This window comes from Bacteroides sp. 1_1_30, from assembly GCF_020982715.1.
Classification (GTDB): Bacteria; Bacteroidota; Bacteroidia; order Bacteroidales; family Bacteroidaceae; genus Bacteroides; species Bacteroides xylanisolvens.
On record NZ_JAJKHN010000066.1, the window covers coordinates 1 to 19,251 of the forward strand.

Genomic DNA, 19,251 nt, shown 5'->3' on the forward strand with positions numbered 1-19,251 from the left:
TCTTTTTCATCTGTTAAGATGATTTTTTTGCTCTGTTCAGGACGCCGTAAATTTATTGACCTTATTCAAATACCTATTATCTTCAATCGTATCGCTACTCTCTCGGACAAGTATTGACGGTTCTATTTTTTTACTTGTACTACTTGTATTGTTTATCAATATTTCAAAGAACTAACGTGGCTTCCGCCGCGCCTGCTTTCTTTGCGAAAGCGGATGCAAAGATAAGGACTTTTTCAGATAACTTCCAAACTTTTTTCAAAGTTTTTTGTTTTTATTTTCTGATGCCTTAATCTTGTAGCAGAATGTCAATCATTAGGCTCTGTCTCTCTAGCAAAGCGGGTGCAAAAGTAGACAACTTATCAATAACATCCAAATATATCGGACTATTTTTCTATTCTTTCTTGAAACTTTTTTGTAACTCATTGATTGATAACGATGTCATAGAGTATATTTTTTCAGATAGACACATCCTTATATGGAACACCTATACATTATTATATAGTGCACTCAAATGTAAGTTCTATTTTCCTATACCTAACAGAAATTCTATATACATTCAAGATTCCACGATCCACTTTTCGATATTACGAGTTTCTGCGCTGAAATTTATTCCTATTTTAAAATGATAGCCGTCATAACACTCTCTCAAATCTTCACAGAGTTTATCATACGTTATTCCACGTGCTGCTGCAAATTCATGTAGTTCCGCTTCCAGATTTTCATGGATTTCACGCTCGCTGACACCACAAATTTCGACATACTCATTCCACATTGAAATATCATCCAAATTGTTCAAGCCACTGAATACACTGACTTTGCCAAACTTTGTCACGCCGGTAAGCAGAGCAAACTTTATATACCCGTCCTTCGTTTTCAAAGCGCCATAAAATGGCCTCAGGGTATTTTGGAATTGCTTTTGAAGTTCTTCATTGCCGATGGCTTGTAACATAGGTTTGTCATACTCATCTACCAGAATAACTACACGTTGCCCCGTCTTTTCGAATGATACCGGCAAAGCGCAGGGAAAAGAATGTTTCAGACGGACGGGTGCCGTATTGGCTTTCCCAATATTCAAGATTATCATTCAATATTTTATCCAGACTTTCCAGCGTGTCATACTTCTCAATATTAAGGTCGAGATGCAATATAGGATGCTTTATCCAATCCTTTTCCAACTTTTCCACAGCCAATCCTTCAAACAGTTCCTTTTTCCCTTGGAAATAAGCCTCCAAGGTAGAAATGAGCAGACTCTTTCCAAAACGGCGCGGACGACTCAAGAAGTAATAACTTCCGGTCTTGACCATTTGATACATTAATGCAGTTTTATCAATATAGAAATAACCGTCATTACGAATCTTTTCGAAATTCTGAATGCCGATAGGATAAATTTTATTGCTCATAATCTCTGCTTTTATAAATTAATACCAGTCACCTGTCCTACATATATATATATTTTTAATAGAACTCCTTCTCACGCAAGGTTAAAAGATTCTTTTCCTCAAGCCACTATTACCTCTAATTTTCCCTACAATAAAGTTTGAAAAATAAAAAAACATCTGCCACCTGCAACAAAATCGAAATAACAAACTGACTGATAAACAATTATAGCGTTGCAGATACCGTTGCAGATACGTTGCAGATAAAAACATCTGCAACACAGCGGTAAGAAGAAATGTTGCACACCAAGCATCAAAGTTTATTTTCCTATCATTGAAGCGCTCGTTTCCTGCGTCAGAACTCCGGTTCCCAGGCGGGAAACTACAGTTTCCGCGCATGGAAACGAGAGTTTCCAGCCAGAGATACTAGCGTTTCCCGCTAGAGACACTGGAGTTTCCATATAGAGAAACGACAGCGAAACCGTAGCTAAAGATTTTCAGAGAAGGAGATATACAAGACTAACCCCAGTTATAATCCTCCACGTAACCGTCGAAATACTCATCCAGACTAACGCCAAGCTCCTTGGCTACGGCAATAATCCGCCGTTGTTCGACCGGACTAAGGTTCATGTCTCCCCTACGTTTCAAATAATAGTTCTTTCTACCCATATATTCAATCATACGATAGCGAAAGGTATCTGCCACACGAACCGTAAGAGCACTAATCGTACGCATAAAGCCGCGTGCATAACGCACTTTCTCATTGGAACGGTAATAATCACAAGCACTTTTCATCGCTTTCAGCCGGTTGGGATTCATTATTGACAGGAAAACCCGCTCCGCCGGAGCATACTCTAAGGCGATATGCCGCAGACAAGTCGTGGCACGCGGACATTCTTCGGCTGCACACAAGCCGAAAGTATAAGGAACGATGGAATAATCGAATGGTTCTTTCATTGCTGTTTATCGGTTTTATTGTTATTAAATTCTACAAATGTACGGATAAAAAGGATAAACAGATAAAATATCCATGTTTATTTGCAAGAACGGGCAAATATGACTAACTTAGCAGAATATTATTAACAAAACAAAAGATGAAAATTACTCAATTAAGAGACAAGGACAAAACTACTGCGCTGACTACAATGGATATGGAAACGTGGATAGGAAAAACACGGACAGAAACAAAGACACAGCCTGTGTCCGCCTTCAGAGAAGTGTTGCGATATTCCCTGCCCGACTCACGCTGCTACGAAGCAGACAAGCTTCCGAAGATTCTTCCGGCTGCGGAATTCCGCAGGGCGGAAGGTGGAAAACAAATGAAAAGTTATAACGGAATAGTAGAACTGACCGTCGGACCGTTGTCAGGCGGCCCGGAGATTACATTGGTAAAACAATTGGCATGGGAACAGCCGCAGACTCACTGCGTCTTTACCGGTTCGAGCGGACGGTCAGTGAAAATATGGGCGAAATTTACCCGCCCTGACAATTCGCTTCCACAGAAAAGAGAAGAAGCGGAGATATTTCATGCGCATGCCTATCGTTTGGCCGTGAAATGCTATCAGCCGCAAATTCCGTTCAGCATTTTACCCAAAGAGCCTAGTCTGGAACAGTATTCACGACTGTCATACGACCCGGAACTTATGTACAGACCGGATTCCGTTCCGTTTTATCTCTCGCAACCGTCAGGGATGCCCGAAGAACTGACTTATCGGGAAGCGGTACGCTCGGAAAAGTCACCGTTGACACGGGCCGTGCCGGGATATGACACGGAGCGCGCTATATTTATGCTTTTCGAAGCGGCTTTGAGAAAGACCCATGAAGAAATCTACGAAGCGGAAGATGAAGGTGCCCCCGAAAGAGGGGAAGACTTTCAGGCTATGGTGACACAACTGGCTATCAACTGCTTCCATTCGGGCATTCCCGAAGAGGAAACGGTGAAACGTACTATTTTCCACTATTACCTGCGCCGTCAAGAGGTGCTCATCCGCCAGCTGGTCAAGAATGTATATGAAGAACAAAAAGGGTTCGGAAAGAAGAGCAGCTTAGGGAAAGAACAGTACCTGTCACTCCAGACAGAGGAGTTTATGAACAGGCGCTACGAATTCCGTTACAACACCCAAGTGGGAGAAGTGGAATACCGCGAGCGGAACTCATTCCATTTTTACTTCAATCCTATCAACAAACGGGTGCTGAACAGTATCGCACTAGATGCGCAAGCCGAGGGTATTCCGCTATGGGACAGGGACATAAGCCGATATATCTACTCCAACCGCATCCCTGTATTCAATCCGTTGGAAGATTTCCTCTACCATCTCCCCGTCTGGGACGGCAAAGACCGTATCCGCGGACTGGCGCAAACCGTTCCCTGCGAAAACAAGCATTGGGTAGACTTGTTTCACCGCTGGTTTCTCAACATGGTCATGCACTGGCGTGGGACAGATAAGAAATATGCGAATAATGTTTCGCCCCTGCTGGTAGGCCCGCAAGGTTGCCGTAAATCGACATTCTGCCGCAGCCTCATCCCACCCGCCATGCGTGCATACTATACGGACAGCATCGATTTCTCACGAAAGACGGATGCCGAATTGTATCTCAATCGTTTTGCGCTCATCAACATTGACGAGTTCGACCAGATCAGCGCCACCCAACAAGGATACCTGAAACATATCCTGCAAAAACCGATTGTAAATATGCGCAAACCTTATGGAAACGCCGTACTTGAAATGCGCCGTTATGCTTCATTCATCGCAACGAGCAACCAAAAAGATTTGCTGACCGACCCTACGGGCAGCCGCCGCTTTATCTGTATCGAAGTAACCGGAACGATAGATACAAACAAGGCGATAGATTATGAACAGCTTTACGCGCAGGCCATGTATGAGCTCGACCACGGCGAACGTTACTGGTTCGACCAGTCCGAAGAGCAGATTATGACCAGAAGCAACCGTGAATTTGAACAAGTTTCGCTCGAAGAACAGTTGTTTTACCGTTATTTCCGTCCGGCCAAAGAGAAAGAGGATGGCGAATGGCTCTCACCGGCGGAGATTTTGGAAGATATAAAGAAAAACAGTGCCATACCGTTGTCAAACAAGCGGGTAAGTGTGTTCGGGCGAGTTCTCCGTAAACATGAAATCCCGTCGAAACGTGTACACAGAGGTACTGTCTACCATGTTGTACGAGTTTTATAAGACCAACAGATGCGTTGCAGATACTACATCTGCAACGTATCTGCAACAGGTATCTGCAACGCTGTAATACGTTTATTTTCAATAAGATAATTCAATTTCGTTGCAGGTGGCAGATAAAAAAGCACTTTACAAACTTATGTGTAGGTAAAGCTATCTTTCTGTTAAATTCTCAATGAGCCATAAACAAAAATCTCCCCTGCCTGTTACATAGGCAACTTAAACATAGTAACCTAAACATAAAAATTATGGCTAGAGAAAGTGTAAAAATTCTACAAGGGAAACTAGATGTAGAAAGTTTGATCGCACAGTTGAACGCAGCATTAGCTGAAGAATGGTTGGCATACTATCAATATTGGGTAGGTGCATTAGTAGTGGAAGGTGCCATGCGCGCCGATGTACAGGGTGAATTTGAGGAACATGCCGAAGAAGAGCGCAGACATGCGCAACTGCTCGCTGACCGTATCATCGAGTTGGAAGGAGTTCCGGTGCTTGACCCGAAGCAATGGTTCGAGTTGGCAAGATGCAAATATGATGCTCCGCAGGGGTTCGACTCTGTCAGTTTGCTGAAAGATAATGTAGCCTCCGAACGCTGCGCAATCCTTCGTTATCAGGAAATTGCAGATTTTACCAATGGGAAAGATTTCACTACCTGCGACATCGCCAAACATATTCTTGCCGAAGAGGAAGAACATGAACAGGATTTGCAGGATTATCTGACGGACATTGCCAGAATGAAGAAATCATTCCTCGACAAGTAAATTCTAATATAATAGTGATTAGGTAAAAGAGGGTGTATCCTGCAGGGGATATTCCCTCTTTTATCTATTATAGTACGATAAAAACAAAACTATTTTAGAGTAAATCAAGAAGAAATCTTTCTTTTTTCGTATTTTTGTCCCAATATGCACGTTTAATCCAAGTAGATAACGAACATTAGCAAAAAAAGAATGAAAGTAATTGATTTAATACATAGCAACAAGAAAACTGCTTTTTCTTTCGAGATACTTCCACCGCTGAAAGGAACGGGAATAGATAAGTTATATCAAACGATCGATACGCTTCGGGAATTTGACCCGAAATATATCAATATCACTACCCACCGCAGCGAATACGTGTATAAAGACCTCGGTAACGGATTGTTTCAGAGAAATCGCTTGAGAAGACGTCCGGGAACGGTTGCCGTGGCTGCCGCCATTCAGAACAAATACAATATTACGGTAGTCCCGCATATTTTGTGCAGCGGATTCACACGTGAAGAAACCGAGTATGTATTGCTCGACCTGCAATTTCTGAATATCACGGAATTACTGGTGTTGCGTGGTGACAAAGCGAAACATGAGTCGGTATTTACACCGGAAGGTGACGGTTATCATCATGCTCTCGAGTTGCAGGAGCAAATCAATAATTTCAATAAAGGTATTTTTGTGGACGGTTCGGAGATGAAAGTCAGCAGTACACCGTTTTCTTACGGGGTGGCTTGTTATCCGGAGAAGCACGAAGAAGCGCCTAATATCGAGACTGACCTTTACTGGCTGAAGAAAAAAGTGGAGAACGGGGCGGAATATGCCGTGACACAGTTGTTCTACGATAACAGGAAATATTTTGAATTTGTGGAGCAGGCGAAGGCGGCAGGTATCAATATACCTATCATTCCGGGAATCAAACCGTTCAAGAAGCTGTCCCAACTAAGTATGATTCCAAAGACTTTCAAAGTGGACTTGCCGGAAGACTTGGTGAAAGAGGCTTTGAAGTGCAAGAATGACGCGGAAGCCGAGCAAGTAGGTATCGAATGGTGTGTAGCCCAGTGCAAGGAATTGATGGATCATGGGGTTCCGAGTATTCATTTCTATTCCATCGGGGCGGTAGACAGTATCAAAGAAGTAGCCAAAATCATTTATTGATATGTTTTTCAGAGACGTAATCGGACAGGAAGAAATCAAGCAACGGCTCATTCAGGAAGTGAATGAGGGGCGTATTCCACATGCCCAGCTTATTTGCGGACCGGAAGGGGTCGGGAAAATGCCGTTGGCTATTGCATACGCACGTTACATCAGTTGCACTAATCGGGGGGAGACTGATGCCTGCGGAACGTGTCCGTCCTGCGTGAAATTCAATAAATTGGTGCATCCCGACGTACATTTCGTATTCCCTATCGTGAAAAGCGCAAAGGGGAAAAAGGAAGTATGCGATGATTATATAGCCGACTGGCGACCGTTTGTTATCAATCATCCTTACTTTAATCTCAATCACTGGTTAGGAGAGATGGATGCCGAGAACTCACAGGCATTGATCTATGCCAAAGAGAGTGACGAGATTCTGAAAAAGCTTAGTTTGAAATCCAGTGAAGGAGGATTTAAGATTACGATTGTATGGCTGCCGGAAAAAATGCATCCGGTATGTGCCAACAAACTGCTGAAGTTGCTTGAGGAACCGCCCGAAAAAACGGTTTTCTTATTGGTATCGGAAGCACCGGACATGATTCTGCCTACTATCCTAAGCCGTACCCAGCGCATGAATGTACGGAAGATTGATGAAGCCAGCATCGACCGGGTATTACAGACGAAATATAACATTTTGCCTGCCGACAGCATTTCCATTGCCCATCTGGCAAACGGGAATTTTATCAAGGCACTCGAAACAATTCATCTGAATGAAGAGAACCAGTTGTTTTTTGACTTGTTTGTCAGCCTGATGCGGTTGTCTTACCAACGGAAAATCAGGGAGATGAAAATGTGGAGCGAGCAAGTGGCGGGTATGGGACGTGAACGTCAGAAGAACTTCCTGGAATATTGCCAGCGCATGATTCGGGAGAATTTTATCTTCAACCTGCACCAGCGCAATTTGACGTATATGACGATTAATGAACAGAATTTTGCAACCCGCTTTGCGCCTTTTGTCAACGAACGCAACGTGATGGGCATCATGGACGAATTAAGCGAAGCGCAACTACATATAGAACAGAATGTAAATGCTAAAATGGTATTCTTCGACTTCTCGCTGAAGATGATTGTACTGTTGAAGCAATAATAAATATATAAACTTATGGAATATAAACTTCATAATGGAAGCGGTGGCCTTTGCTGCAAAGGATGCTCCCGACAAGATAAAAAGCTGAACACCTACGATTGGCTGGCGGACATTCCGGGCAATGCGGAAGAGAGTGACATGGTGGAAGTGCAATTCAAAAATACCCGGAAGGGATATTTTCGGAACAGCAACAAGATTAAACTGGAAAAAGGAGATGTAGTTGCCGTTGAAGCGGCTCCCGGCCATGACATCGGCGTGGTTACATTGACCGGCCGGCTCGTTCCCCTGCAAATGAAGAAAGCAAACTTCAAAGCAGATGCGGAAATCAAGCGTGTCTATCGGAAAGCTAAGCCGGTAGATATGGAAAAATTCAACGAAGCCAAAGCCAAAGAACACGCTACGATGATTCGTGCGCGTCAGATTGCGTTGAATCTCAATCTGGATATGAAAATCGGAGACGTGGAGTATCAAGGGGATGGCAACAAAGCTATTTTCTACTATATTGCCGATGAGCGGGTAGACTTCCGGCAACTGATTAAAGTATTGGCCGAAGCATTCCGCGTACGTATCGAAATGAAACAAATCGGTGCCCGTCAGGAAGCAGGACGCATCGGCGGTATCGGCCCTTGCGGACGCGAACTTTGCTGCGCTACGTGGATGACGAGCTTCGTCTCTGTTTCTACCAGTGCAGCCCGTTTTCAGGACATCTCATTAAATCCGCAGAAACTTGCCGGACAATGTGCCAAGCTAAAATGCTGCCTGAATTATGAGGTGGACTGTTACGTGGAAGCTCAAAAACGTCTCCCTTCGAGAGAGATAGAACTGGAAACGAAGGATGGTACTTTCTATTTCTTCAAAGCAGATATTCTAAGCAATCAGGTTTCTTATTCTACGGATAAAAACTTCCCAGCCAACCTGGTCACCATCAGCGGCAAACGTGCGTTCGAAGTAATCTCCATGAATAAGAAAGGGATGAAACCGGACAGCTTGCTCGAAGAAGAAAAGAAACCGGAACCAAGAAAACCAGTTGATTTGCTGGAACAGGAAAGTGTTACCCGTTTCGACCGCAGCCGGAATAATAAAGAGGGCGGCAATAACGCTAACCGGAATAATAAAAAGAAGAAAAAAGGAAACAATAATAACGGAAATCGCCCGCAACAGCAAGCAGAAGGCGGCAATCGTCCGCAACAACCTCAACGGGAGAATGAAAACTGCCCGCAACAGCCAGAAAACGGCAACAGAGGGGAAAGAGACAACCGCCCGAGAAATAACAATAACAACAACCGGAACAGAGGACAAAACCAGGGACGGAACAACGAAAACAGACGTCCGGAAAGAGGATCAAATCAAGAACGTCCACAAGGACAGGAACGGTCGAATCAGGAACGTCCGCAACAACAAGACCGTCAACGGGAACAGCAAGGGCAGGAACGTCAAGAACGCCGTCCCAACCACGAGCGTCCTTCCAGACCGGAAAGAAATCAGAATCAGGAGAAACAGTCAACTAATGAAAAGCCTACTCAAGAATAGTATATTGAGTCTATTCAGCGCTTGCTTACTGACAGCCTGCAATGAACATACAGTGTATCACTCTTATCAATCCCTTCCCAACAAGGGATGGGGAAAGAGTGATACACTCTCTTTTCAGGTTCCCATAACTGACAGCGTTCCCACTACTCTCCGGCTTTTTGCGGAAGTCCGCAACAGTATCGAATATCCTTATCATGACCTCCATTTATTTATCAGTCAGAATCTACAGGATTCTACGGTATGGCGCACTGATACTATTGCTTTCTGCCTGGCTGACTCTACCGGAAGATGGACGGGACACGGATGGGGAAGCATTTACCAATCGGAAACTTTTATTACATCTGTTCGCCCTTTACATCCTGCAAATTATACTATTAAAATTATGAGCGGAATGAAAAATGAAAAGTTACAAGGATTGAGCGATGTAGGTATCCGTATTGAGAAGCAGTAAGATTAAAGTCTTCTGCCACGTCCTGCATCAATGCGCAGGAAGATAAACAGCAATATCGTAAATCCCCATAAAGAAGAACCTCCATAGCTGAAGAAAGGCAATGGAATACCGATAACCGGAGTTAACCCCAGCACCATACCGATATTAATAAATAAGTGGAAAAGGAAAATACTGACAACCGAATATCCATAAACCCGCCCAAAGTTGGAAGTCTGCCGTTCGGACAGGAAGATTAATCGTAAGATCAAAATAAGGAAAGCCAACAGGACAGCAGCCGAGCCGACAAATCCTTGCTCCTCACCCACTGTACAGAATATAAAGTCGGTATCCTGTTCGGGCACGTACTTTAATTTTGTTTGCGTACCATTCAGGAACCCTTTTCCTGTCAACCCACCGGAACCGATGGCAATCTTGGACTGATTCACGTTGTATCCGGCACCGGTCAAATCTTCTTCCAAACCGAGCACTACTTTGATACGGACTTGCTGGTGAGGTTCGAGCACATTATCAAATACATAATTGCTGGAATACAGGAAGCCGACAGAACCGATTGTAAACAGGGCAATCAGGAAATAAGTACGTTGCCGCTCACTTAATGCCAAATAAATCAGATAGCCTATCACCACAATACAAAGCGCCCATTGCACCCAAACGAGGCTAAAATGTACCCAATATTCGGATATTAAATAAGCAATCAATAATATAGCCAAACTTCCACCAATGATATTGCGGGTAGCAGACCATTTCTTGCGATATACCCACACCATACCACCGGCAAATAATAAGATCAATAGTAATACGATAAATTCTCCCAGTGGTGTAGGAGTATCGGCGATAAAGACTTCATCAAAACGGATGCCGACCACAAAGTAGATTACCGCACATACGCCCGCAAAAAGCACTACTCCCGGCATTCCTTCACGATAAAGAACCAGAAAAAAAGCAAGATAAACCAATGCAGATCCTGTCTCCCGCTGCCCGATAATCAATAACATCGGGAGAAGAATGATGAACCCCAGGATAAAGGCACACTTTTCTTTCTTGATACTGAATGAATAAGAATTCATGTATTTAGCCAACGCCAAGGCCGTAGCGAACTTGGCAAACTCGGCGGGTTGCAGGCTCACAGGCCCCATGACAAGCCAGGAGCGTGATCCTTTGGTGTCCGGTGCTATGAAGATGGTAACAATGAGCAGGAGAATCATCCCCACATATATAATGTACGCGAACATATCATACATACGGTCTTCCAGCATCAACAGCACGAATCCAAGTCCGAAGGAACAGATAATCCATACAAACTGCTTGCCGGCACGGGTCGAGAAGTCGAGGAAGTCGCGTTCGCCATAGTCATAGCTGGCTCCGCAGACGCTAAACCATCCGCCAACAATCAGGAGCAGGTAAATAAAAATCGTTACCCAGTCCAGCGTTTTCCACAAACTATCGTTCCTCGTTACCATATAATATCACTCTGTTACTAAATTCTTCCGCCCTCAACTCGTTCTCCGGCGAGAGCTTGCCTTTCAAATACTGTTCCATCATCAGTGCGCCGAAAGGAACTCCGTAAGTAGCCCCCCATCCGCCATTCTCTACATAGACGGCAATAGCTATCTTCGGTTTGTTCATCGGAGCAAAGCCCATAAATACCGAGTGGTCGTGTCCGCGGTTCTGCGCAGTACCCGTTTTTCCACAGGCTTCCAAATCCGGAACCATCACTGACAGCATACGACAAGTTCCTCCGGTGGCTGCGCCACGCATCCCTTCTACGACTGATTCATAATGTCTTTTCTCAATAGTGGTATAACGTGGTACACGATAGATGCTGTCCAACTGATTGTCTTGGATTTCCTTTACAATATGCGGTGTCACAAAGTATCCTCTGTTAGCAATCGTTGCTCCCAGGTTAGCAATCTGAAGGGGAGTGGATAGAATTTCCCCCTGTCCGATAGAGATACTAATTACTGTCAGTCCGTTCCAATGTCCGCGATAGGCTTTATCGTAGAACTGCGCATTCGGAATCAGCCCCCGTTTCTCTCCCGGCAAATCAACTCCCAGTTTGTAGCCAAATCCTTGCGAAACCATGTGGTCTTTCCAGACCGTAATGGCGTTTTGCGGCGAACCGTATTTACGATCGCCAAACATACGGAACAATCCCCAACAGAAATAGGAGTTGCACGATGTAGCAATAGCCGGAATCAATGGCAAGGGAGATCCGTGAGCATGGCAGCCTACTGTTAATCTTCCGTAATGGAATCCATGTGAGCAAGGGAATGCCGGACTTTGTTCGGTTATGATTCCTTCTTGCAGGAACGTCAGTCCTTGCGCTGTCTTGAACGTAGATCCCGGAGGATACACTCCCATCAGGGCACGATTCAAAAGCGGTTTAGTCATATCACGTTGCAAGGCCAGATGGTTCTTGCCACGCTGGCGGCCAATCATCAAATGCGGGTCATAATTGGGAGAGGATACCAGACAAAGGATTTCTCCGGTCTCCGGTTCAATAGCCACAATGCTTCCAATCTTATTCTTTAATAAACGTTCGCCCAGCATCTGTAAGTCAATATCCAAACTCAATGTCAGGTTCTTGCCGGGAACGGAAGGACGGTCATATTCACCATCCATATAATGTCCCTGGATACGACCGTGCGCATCGCGAAGCAGAATCTCAATTCCTTTCTCACCACGCAGATACTTTTCATACGATTTCTCGACTCCTAACTTGCCGACATAATCCCCACGGATGTAGTATCCTTCTTCATCCGCTTCCATTTCTTTTGCGGAGACTTCTCCGATATCTCCCAAAGCATGGGCGGCAGCATTGTACGAATATTGACGGATGGTACGCCGTTGAATATAAAAGCCACGAAACTTAAACAGCTTTTCCTGAAAGACACCACATTCTTCCGCCGAAAGTTGTGACATAAACAACTGGTTGGTATAGCGGGAATACCCCGGATTACGGCGACGGTCTTTCATGTCGCTCATAATTTTGAGAAACTGTGCACGGGTGATATTCAGCGATTGGCATAAATCGAGTGTGTCCAGATTCTCTATTTCCTTTGGCACGATCGTTATGTCGTATGCCGGCTGGTTGAATACCAATAGTTTACCGGTCCGGTCATAAATAGCGCCACGCGAGGGGTATTGGATCTTATTCAGAAAAGCGTTACTGTCAGCATTCTTCTTGTAGTCATCAGTCGTGATCTGCAATACAAAAAGACGTATCAGATAAATCAAAACAATGGAGATAGCAATGCCTCCGATTACAAATTTACGCTTCTCTAAGATATAATCTTTTGCCATCGTTACTTCTTAATCCCTTCTATAGCTATGATACAGGTTACAGTCAGAATAGTGCAAAGAAGCACTCGCAACAGTAACAGCCAAATGCTGGTAAATGAGAAGAACTCAATGGAGAGTAATGCCAGACTGTGCACAAAAACACTTGCAGTGGTATATTTTAAGAAAGGACTGATTCCCATCGTCTTAAAAGAGGGAATAAAGCTATCCGGATTATCACGGGGCGTGAACAGACGAAGTAAAGAGGGACGAAGAAAGGCTAGCAGCACAGTAGCCGCCGCATTCATTCCCGGAGTATCGGAGAATATATCAATGGTCAGCCCGAAGAAAAAAGCCCACAACATCAGTTCATTCCGGGAAGTGCCGGAGCTGAATTTCAGAATAAAATAGATATAGAGAAAAGGAGTAGCATAGCCGGCAATATGTACACTATTAAGGATTAGCACCTGAAGAAGTACCAAGCCGATAAACCATCCGATTCTATGTATATAAGTAATAATCATTCTTTCATCACCTTATTTTCAAGTTTCTTCTGTTCTTCCTGACCTGTCCGGGCTACCACCCGAACGTCACTCAACTTACCGAAATCAGTAGCCAGCTTGATTTTCAACAGATAGGAAAGTCCGTCATTAGAGTCGGACATATCATCTACCGTCCCCACCATTATACCTTCGGGAAAGACGGTGGAGAAACCACTGGTAACGACTGTATCTCCCAAATTAAACTCTGCATGACGAGGCAAGTCTTTCAGATAAGCATAGCGCGAATCTCCATGTTCCCATTTCAGGTAGCCGAAATAATCACTGCCGATAATCTTGCAACTGATATTCGACTTGCTGTTCAGTACCGAAATCACCACCGAGTAGGAAGGAGAGGTTTCATAAACAATCCCTACAATCCCATTACCATCCACCACTCCCATTTCGGAGCGAATACCGGAAGAGGAACCTTTATCGAGCGTGATATAATTATCAACCAGATTCAAACTGTTCTTTATCACATGCGCTTTAAACAACTGATAATCCGCTTGCGGCACCTGCCGGATGCTGTTGATTGCCATAGAATCGAGCTGCTGCCCTCTCAATGCTTTTTCCAGATTAGTGATCTGTTGTTCGAGCACCATGTTGCGATCCAACAGATCTTCATTGACCGATTTCAGATGAAAATAAGAGGAAATCCCTCCCGAAACTTCATAAACCGCCCCCACAACCGTATTGGCAGAAGTGAAGAATGCACTCTGCTGATAACGGTTGAACCGAAATAACAAAACAAAACTGGCTACCTCCAATAAGATGAAGAGGAACCAGTAATTGTATTTCAGAAGGAAGTTTAATAAATTCCTCATCCCCGGTTTATCTCATTAAGAAAGAGAAACGGTCTACGTTCTTCAATGCCACTCCTGTACCTTTGGCAACTGCATGCAAAGGATCTTCCGCAATATGGAAAGGAATGTTGATCTTATCGGTCAATCTCTTATCCAGTCCACGAAGCAATGCACCACCTCCGGAGAGATAGATACCATTGTGCACAATATCAGCATACAGTTCAGGAGGTGTATTTTCCAATGCACTCAAGATAGCAGTTTCGATCTTTGAAATTGATTTCTCCAGACAGTGGGCTACTTCCTGGTAGCATACAGGCACCTCCATCGGAAGAGCTGTGATACGGTTCGGCCCGTGAACGATATAATCTTCCGGAGCATCATCACCCAGTTCGGTTAAAGCAGCACCTACATTGATTTTGATACGTTCTGCCATACGCTCGCTGACTTTCACATTGTGCTGACGGCTCATATATTCGCGAATATCCTCTGTCAGGTCATCACCGGCTGTGCGGATGGAGTTGTTGGAAACGATACCTCCCAAAGAGATAACGGCAATTTCCGTAGATCCACCACCTATATCGACAATCATGTTTCCTTCCGGAGCTTCCACGTCGATGCCGATACCGATTGCCGCAGCCATCGGCTCGAAAATCAAATAAACATCACGACCGCCAGCATGTTCCGCAGAGTCACGGACAGCACGGAGTTCAACTTCCGTACTCCCCGAAGGAACGCCAATCACCATGCGAAGAGAAGGTGAAAACAAATGGTTGCGAGTATTCACCTGCTTTATCAAACCGCGCATCATCTGCTCGCAGGCATAGAAGTCGGCAATCACTCCGTCTCTCAACGGACGGATGGTACGTATGTTTTCGTGGGTTTTTTCATGCATCAACTTCGCCTTTTCCCCCACGGCAATCATCTTTTCTGTACGGCGATCCAGAGCTACAACCGAAGGCTCATCCACCACGATTTTTCCGTTCGTGATGATGATAGTATTGGCTGTGCCCAAGTCCATTGCTATCTCTTGTGTAAAAGAAAATAATCCCATATTTTTAAATGAAGAATTAAGAATGAAGAATTAAGAATGAGGATGCTGTCACGTGCAGTCATTCTTCATTATTAGTTCTTCATTCTTCATTAATATTAGTGTTTAAAATGACGGATACCGGTAGTCACCATCGCCATACCGTGCTCATTGCAATAAGCAAATGATAAATCGTCTTTTACCGAACCTCCCGGTTGGATAACAGCCGTAATACCTTCTTTATCTGCAATTTCCACACAATCGGGGAACGGGAAGAAGGCATCGGAAGCCATTACTGCACCATTCAGGTCGAAACCGAATGATTTGGCTTTTTCAATTGCTTGTTTCAATGCGTCTACACGTGAAGTCTGTCCTACACCGCTTGCAAGAAGTTGTTTATCCTTTGCCAATACGATGGCGTTGGATTTGCTGTTCTTTACAATTTTGTTGGCAAACAACATATCTTCCACTTCTTCCGGAGTAGGAGCTTTGTCTGTCACGGTTTTCAGGTCGGCTACCGTTTCAATATTAGTATCTTTATCCTGCACCAATACGCCATTCAGCAAAGCACGGAATTGTTTCTTAGGCAATTTAGCTTCCTTACGAACGAGGATGATGCGGTTCTTTTTCTGTCCCAGGATTTCGAGTGCATCCACATCATAATCCGGCGCGATAACCACTTCGAAGAAAATCTTGTTGATTTCTTCCGCAGCTTCTTTGTCGATGACACCATTCGTAATCAATACACCTCCGAAAGCAGAAACCGGATCACCGGCCAATGCGTCTTTCCAAGCTTCCAAAACTGTAGCACGGGAAGCTAATCCGCAAGCGTTGTTGTGTTTCAGGATAGCGAAAGTGAGGTCATCGAATTCGTCGATCAGATCAACGGCTGCGTTGATGTCGAGAAGATTGTTATAAGAGATTTCTTTTCCGTGAATCTGGTCGAACATTGCTTCCAGATTTCCGTAGAAATAACCTTTCTGATGTGGGTTTTCACCGTAACGAAGTTGCTTCTGGCTATTAACAGAGCAACGGAAAGCAGAACCTTCGCCGGCATCGAAATAATTGAAAATAGCCGAATCGTAGTGAGAAGAAACGGCAAATGCTTCTTTAGCCATCCAGCGACGTTCTTCGAGTGAAGAAGTAGCGCCGTGCTCCATCAACATATCCAATAATGGTTTGTATTGAGCTTGAGAAGCTACGATGATTACATCGTTGTAGTTCTTGGCTGCGGCACGAATCAGTGAGATTCCGCCTATATCGATTTTTTCAATAATGTCTGCTTCAGATGCACCGGAAGCTACGGTAGCTTCGAACGGATACAAATCAACAATAACCAGATCTATCTCGGGAATTTCATATTTCTCAATCTGTTGCATATCCTGTTCCAGACCACGACGACAAAGAATACCTCCGAAAATTTTCGGATGTAATGTCTTTACTCTACCACCGAGAATAGAAGGATAAGTGGTCAAATCTTCCACTGCCTTGCAAGGATATCCCAATGATTCAATAAACTGACGAGTTCCGCCTGTTGACAAGAACTCTACTCCCTCTTCATGAAGTTTGGTAATAATTTCATCCAAACCTTCTTTATGGTATACAGATACCAATGCAGTTTTTATTCTTTTAGACTCTGACATTGAATTGCTTATTAAGTATTTGGTGTGCAAAGTTACGAAATATTGTTTATCGTACGTAATAAATAAGGTGTGAATTAATAAAAAAAAGCGTTGACTCTCCTCAACGGAAAATCAACGCCTCTTCGCATATATGTTCTCTATTCAAAAACTATTACCAAATAGATACTCGTTTTTCTTTAGGTACGAACATCGAATCCTGTTCGGTGATTTTGAATGCTTCATACCAATTCTGGATATGAGGAAGAGCACCGTCCACACGCCATTTGCCTAATGAGTGAGGATCAAGTTTGGTTAATCGGAGAATTTCTTCCGGACGGATATTTCCTGCCCACACATTAGCGTAAGCTAGGAAGAAACGTTGTTCCGGAGTAAATCCGTCAATAATTTCCAGCGGTGCGGCTTCTGTTGCATTCTTGAATGCCTGGAAAGAAACTTGCAAACCTCCGTGGTCGGCAATGTTCTCTCCAAGTGTCAGGCTACCGTTTGCGTGTACGCCCGGAGCGACTTCAATACTGTCAAAGAAGTTAACCATCACCTGTGCCCGTTCTTCGAACTTTTTAGCATCTTCTTCTGTCCACCAGTCTTTCAGGTTTCCGTCTTTGTCATATTGACGTCCCTGATCGTCAAATCCATGAGTCATTTCATGGCCGATTACCACGCCGATTGCACCGTAGTTCATAGCATCGTCCGCATTCATATCGAAGAACGGAGGTTGCAGGATAGCTGCCGGGAAGCAGATTTCATTGGTAGTCGGGTTATAATAAGCGTTCACTGTTTGAGGAGTCATCAACCATTCATCCTTGTCTACCGGTTTGCCGGCTTTGGCAATCATTTCGTTGTAATCCCATTCGTTGGCACGCTCGATATTTGCCCAGTAAGAATCATCTTTGATCTCCAGTGCGGAGTAATCTTTCCATTTATCAGGATAACCTATTTTTACATGGAAGGTTGCCAGTTTCTCCAACGCTTTTTCCTTGGTCGGTTCACTCATCCATTCCAAACCTTTGATACGTTCTCCTAAAGAAGTTTGCAGGTTCTTCACCAGTGTAACCATACGTTCTTTGGCAGCAGCCGGGAAGTACTTCTCTACATACATCTGTCCTACCACTTCGCCAAGTACACCATCTACGGTGCTCACGGAACGTTTCCAGCGAGGCTGCATTTCTTTCTTTCCAGACATTGTTCTGCTGTAGAAATCGAAGTTCTGTGCTTCAAAATCATCGCTTAGATAAGAAGCGGCAGCATCTATCAATCCCCATTGGAGGTACAGTTTCTGATCGTCCAGTGATACGGTGTTTATCACATCGGCTACTTCCTTCATGGCAGCAGGCTGACCTACGTTCACTTCTTCCAAATCTTTCAAACCGGAAACGGTGAAATAAGTATCCCAGTCAAAAGTCGGGAAGTTCTTTTTCAGCGTCGCCCTATCCATCTTGTTATAATTAGCATGAGGATCACGCAATTCCACTTGTGAACGAGCCGCTTTCGCCAGGCGAGTTTCGATGTTCATCACTGCTTTCACAGCTTTCTGTGCAGTAGCCTCATCATAACCTGCCAACTGGAACATTTTGGCGATATGTTCCTGATATTTATTACGGATATTTTTAGTCTGCTCGTCATTCTCCAGATAATAGTCACGCTGTCCCATTCCGATACCACCTTGATAGGTCTGTACGATATTCATGGAACTGTTCATATCATCTGCACTTACGAACATGGTGAAGTAAGGACGGATGCCTTTCTTCTGGCTCTCGGCGATATATGCATAGATTTCTCCTTTATCCTTGAGAGCGTCAATGGCTGCCAGTTCTGCTTTGATCGGAGCTACACCTTCCTGGTTCAGCTTCACGCTATCCATTGCGATATTATAAAGATCGCCTACTTTCTGCGCAGCACTGCCCGGTGCGTTATCTTTCTTCGCTGCCAATTCGGCAATCAATGCTTTCAGTTGTTCACGACTGTTTTCGCGCAACATGTCGAATGTACCGAAACGTGAATACTCGTCTGTCAGCGGATGATCTTTCACCCAACCTCCACAGGCATATTGATAAAAACTTGTACCCGGCATAGCCGTGGTATCCAGATTAGCAAGGTCGATACCGGACGTCAGCACGGCCTCTTTCTTACTGTTACATCCTGTTGTCATAAGGCATACGGCAAGAATTGGTAAATACTTGGTTACTTTCATATTGTATAAATAATTAAATAGTCTCTCTAATCAACAATCATCCTACCCGCAGTCCGGCACCGAGGAAGAAGGTGACCGACACCGAGGAACGCCTCGTTCCTCAACGAGAAACACCTGTTTCGACACCGAGAAACAGATACCCGCCAGGAATACCTTCTACCGAGGTATAACGTTTCTCTCACATAGTGCCCGGA

At 44.3% G+C, this 19,251-nt stretch carries 14 protein-coding genes and 1 pseudogene; 6 read left to right on the forward strand and 9 right to left on the reverse strand.

What is annotated here, in order from left to right; translation table 11 throughout:
- Positions 1-619: 619 nt before the first annotated feature.
- Both LPH68_RS18225 and LPH68_RS18230 read right to left on the reverse strand, forming a co-directional pair.
- A pseudogene (locus LPH68_RS18225) lies at positions 620-1,400 on the reverse strand (AAA family ATPase); the annotation flags it as partial.
- Positions 1,401-1,895: 495 nt separating this feature from the next.
- The gene (locus LPH68_RS18230) at positions 1,896-2,333 is read right to left on the reverse strand and encodes a DUF6078 family protein (RefSeq protein ID WP_004304904.1); all 438 of its coding nucleotides are present in this window, start codon (positions 2,331-2,333) and stop codon (positions 1,896-1,898) included.
- 137 nt (positions 2,334-2,470) lie between these two features.
- Between LPH68_RS18230 and LPH68_RS18235 the strand changes: the two genes are divergently transcribed.
- From LPH68_RS18235 to gldH, 6 genes are all read left to right on the forward strand, one after another.
- On the forward strand, positions 2,471-4,567 hold the full coding sequence (locus tag LPH68_RS18235; RefSeq protein ID WP_074910623.1) for a BT4734/BF3469 family protein: 2,097 nt from the start codon (positions 2,471-2,473) through the stop codon (positions 4,565-4,567).
- Positions 4,568-4,812: 245 nt separating this feature from the next.
- Positions 4,813-5,325 (forward strand): ferritin-like domain-containing protein, encoded by a 513-nt coding sequence (locus LPH68_RS18240; RefSeq protein WP_004304906.1) that lies wholly within the window; start codon positions 4,813-4,815, stop codon positions 5,323-5,325.
- A 189-nt stretch (positions 5,326-5,514) separates the two neighbouring features.
- A complete protein-coding gene (metF, locus tag LPH68_RS18245) occupies positions 5,515-6,468 on the forward strand; it encodes a methylenetetrahydrofolate reductase [NAD(P)H] (RefSeq protein ID WP_074708169.1) in 954 nt (317 codons plus the stop codon).
- Between the two features lies 1 nt (position 6,469).
- Entirely contained in the window at positions 6,470-7,594 is a 1,125-nt protein-coding gene (locus LPH68_RS18250; RefSeq protein ID WP_004304908.1) for a DNA polymerase III subunit, read from the forward strand.
- 15 nt (positions 7,595-7,609) lie between these two features.
- On the forward strand, positions 7,610-9,124 hold the full coding sequence (locus tag LPH68_RS18255) for a regulatory iron-sulfur-containing complex subunit RicT (RefSeq protein ID WP_074708166.1): 1,515 nt from the start codon (positions 7,610-7,612) through the stop codon (positions 9,122-9,124).
- Positions 9,102-9,575 (forward strand): gliding motility lipoprotein GldH, encoded by a 474-nt coding sequence (gldH, locus tag LPH68_RS18260; protein WP_074708163.1) that lies wholly within the window; start codon positions 9,102-9,104, stop codon positions 9,573-9,575. The genes LPH68_RS18255 and gldH overlap by 23 nt, the downstream gene beginning before the upstream one ends.
- A 2-nt stretch (positions 9,576-9,577) precedes the next feature.
- On the opposite strand, the gene rodA is transcribed toward gldH, so the two are convergent.
- The 7 genes from rodA to LPH68_RS18295 all read right to left on the reverse strand — a co-directional run bounded on the left by rodA (position 9,578) and on the right by LPH68_RS18295 (position 19,057).
- Positions 9,578-11,035, reverse strand: coding sequence for a rod shape-determining protein RodA (rodA, locus tag LPH68_RS18265; protein WP_004304911.1), 1,458 nt, complete (start codon positions 11,033-11,035; stop codon positions 9,578-9,580).
- On the reverse strand, positions 11,016-12,878 hold the full coding sequence (gene mrdA / locus LPH68_RS18270; protein WP_004324644.1) for a penicillin-binding protein 2: 1,863 nt from the start codon (positions 12,876-12,878) through the stop codon (positions 11,016-11,018). The genes rodA and mrdA overlap by 20 nt, the downstream gene beginning before the upstream one ends.
- Before the next feature lie 2 nt (positions 12,879-12,880).
- Entirely contained in the window at positions 12,881-13,378 is a 498-nt protein-coding gene (gene mreD / locus LPH68_RS18275; protein ID WP_004314401.1) for a rod shape-determining protein MreD, read from the reverse strand.
- Complete coding sequence (gene mreC, locus LPH68_RS18280) at positions 13,375-14,220, reverse strand: rod shape-determining protein MreC (protein ID WP_074708161.1); 846 nt, start codon at positions 14,218-14,220, stop codon at positions 13,375-13,377. The genes mreD and mreC overlap by 4 nt, the downstream gene beginning before the upstream one ends.
- Positions 14,221-14,227: 7 nt before the next feature.
- Positions 14,228-15,250, reverse strand: a complete 1,023-nt coding sequence (locus tag LPH68_RS18285; RefSeq protein WP_004299941.1) for a rod shape-determining protein — start codon at positions 15,248-15,250, stop codon at positions 14,228-14,230.
- Positions 15,251-15,345: 95 nt separating this feature from the next.
- Positions 15,346-16,869 carry a bifunctional phosphoribosylaminoimidazolecarboxamide formyltransferase/IMP cyclohydrolase gene (gene purH, locus LPH68_RS18290; RefSeq protein WP_008645257.1) on the reverse strand — a complete coding sequence of 508 codons (1,524 nt, stop codon included), beginning with the start codon at positions 16,867-16,869 and terminating at the stop codon, positions 15,346-15,348.
- A 151-nt stretch (positions 16,870-17,020) separates the two neighbouring features.
- Positions 17,021-19,057 (reverse strand): M13 family metallopeptidase, encoded by a 2,037-nt coding sequence (locus LPH68_RS18295; protein WP_008776374.1) that lies wholly within the window; start codon positions 19,055-19,057, stop codon positions 17,021-17,023.
- Between the last annotated feature and the right edge of the window lie 194 nt (positions 19,058-19,251).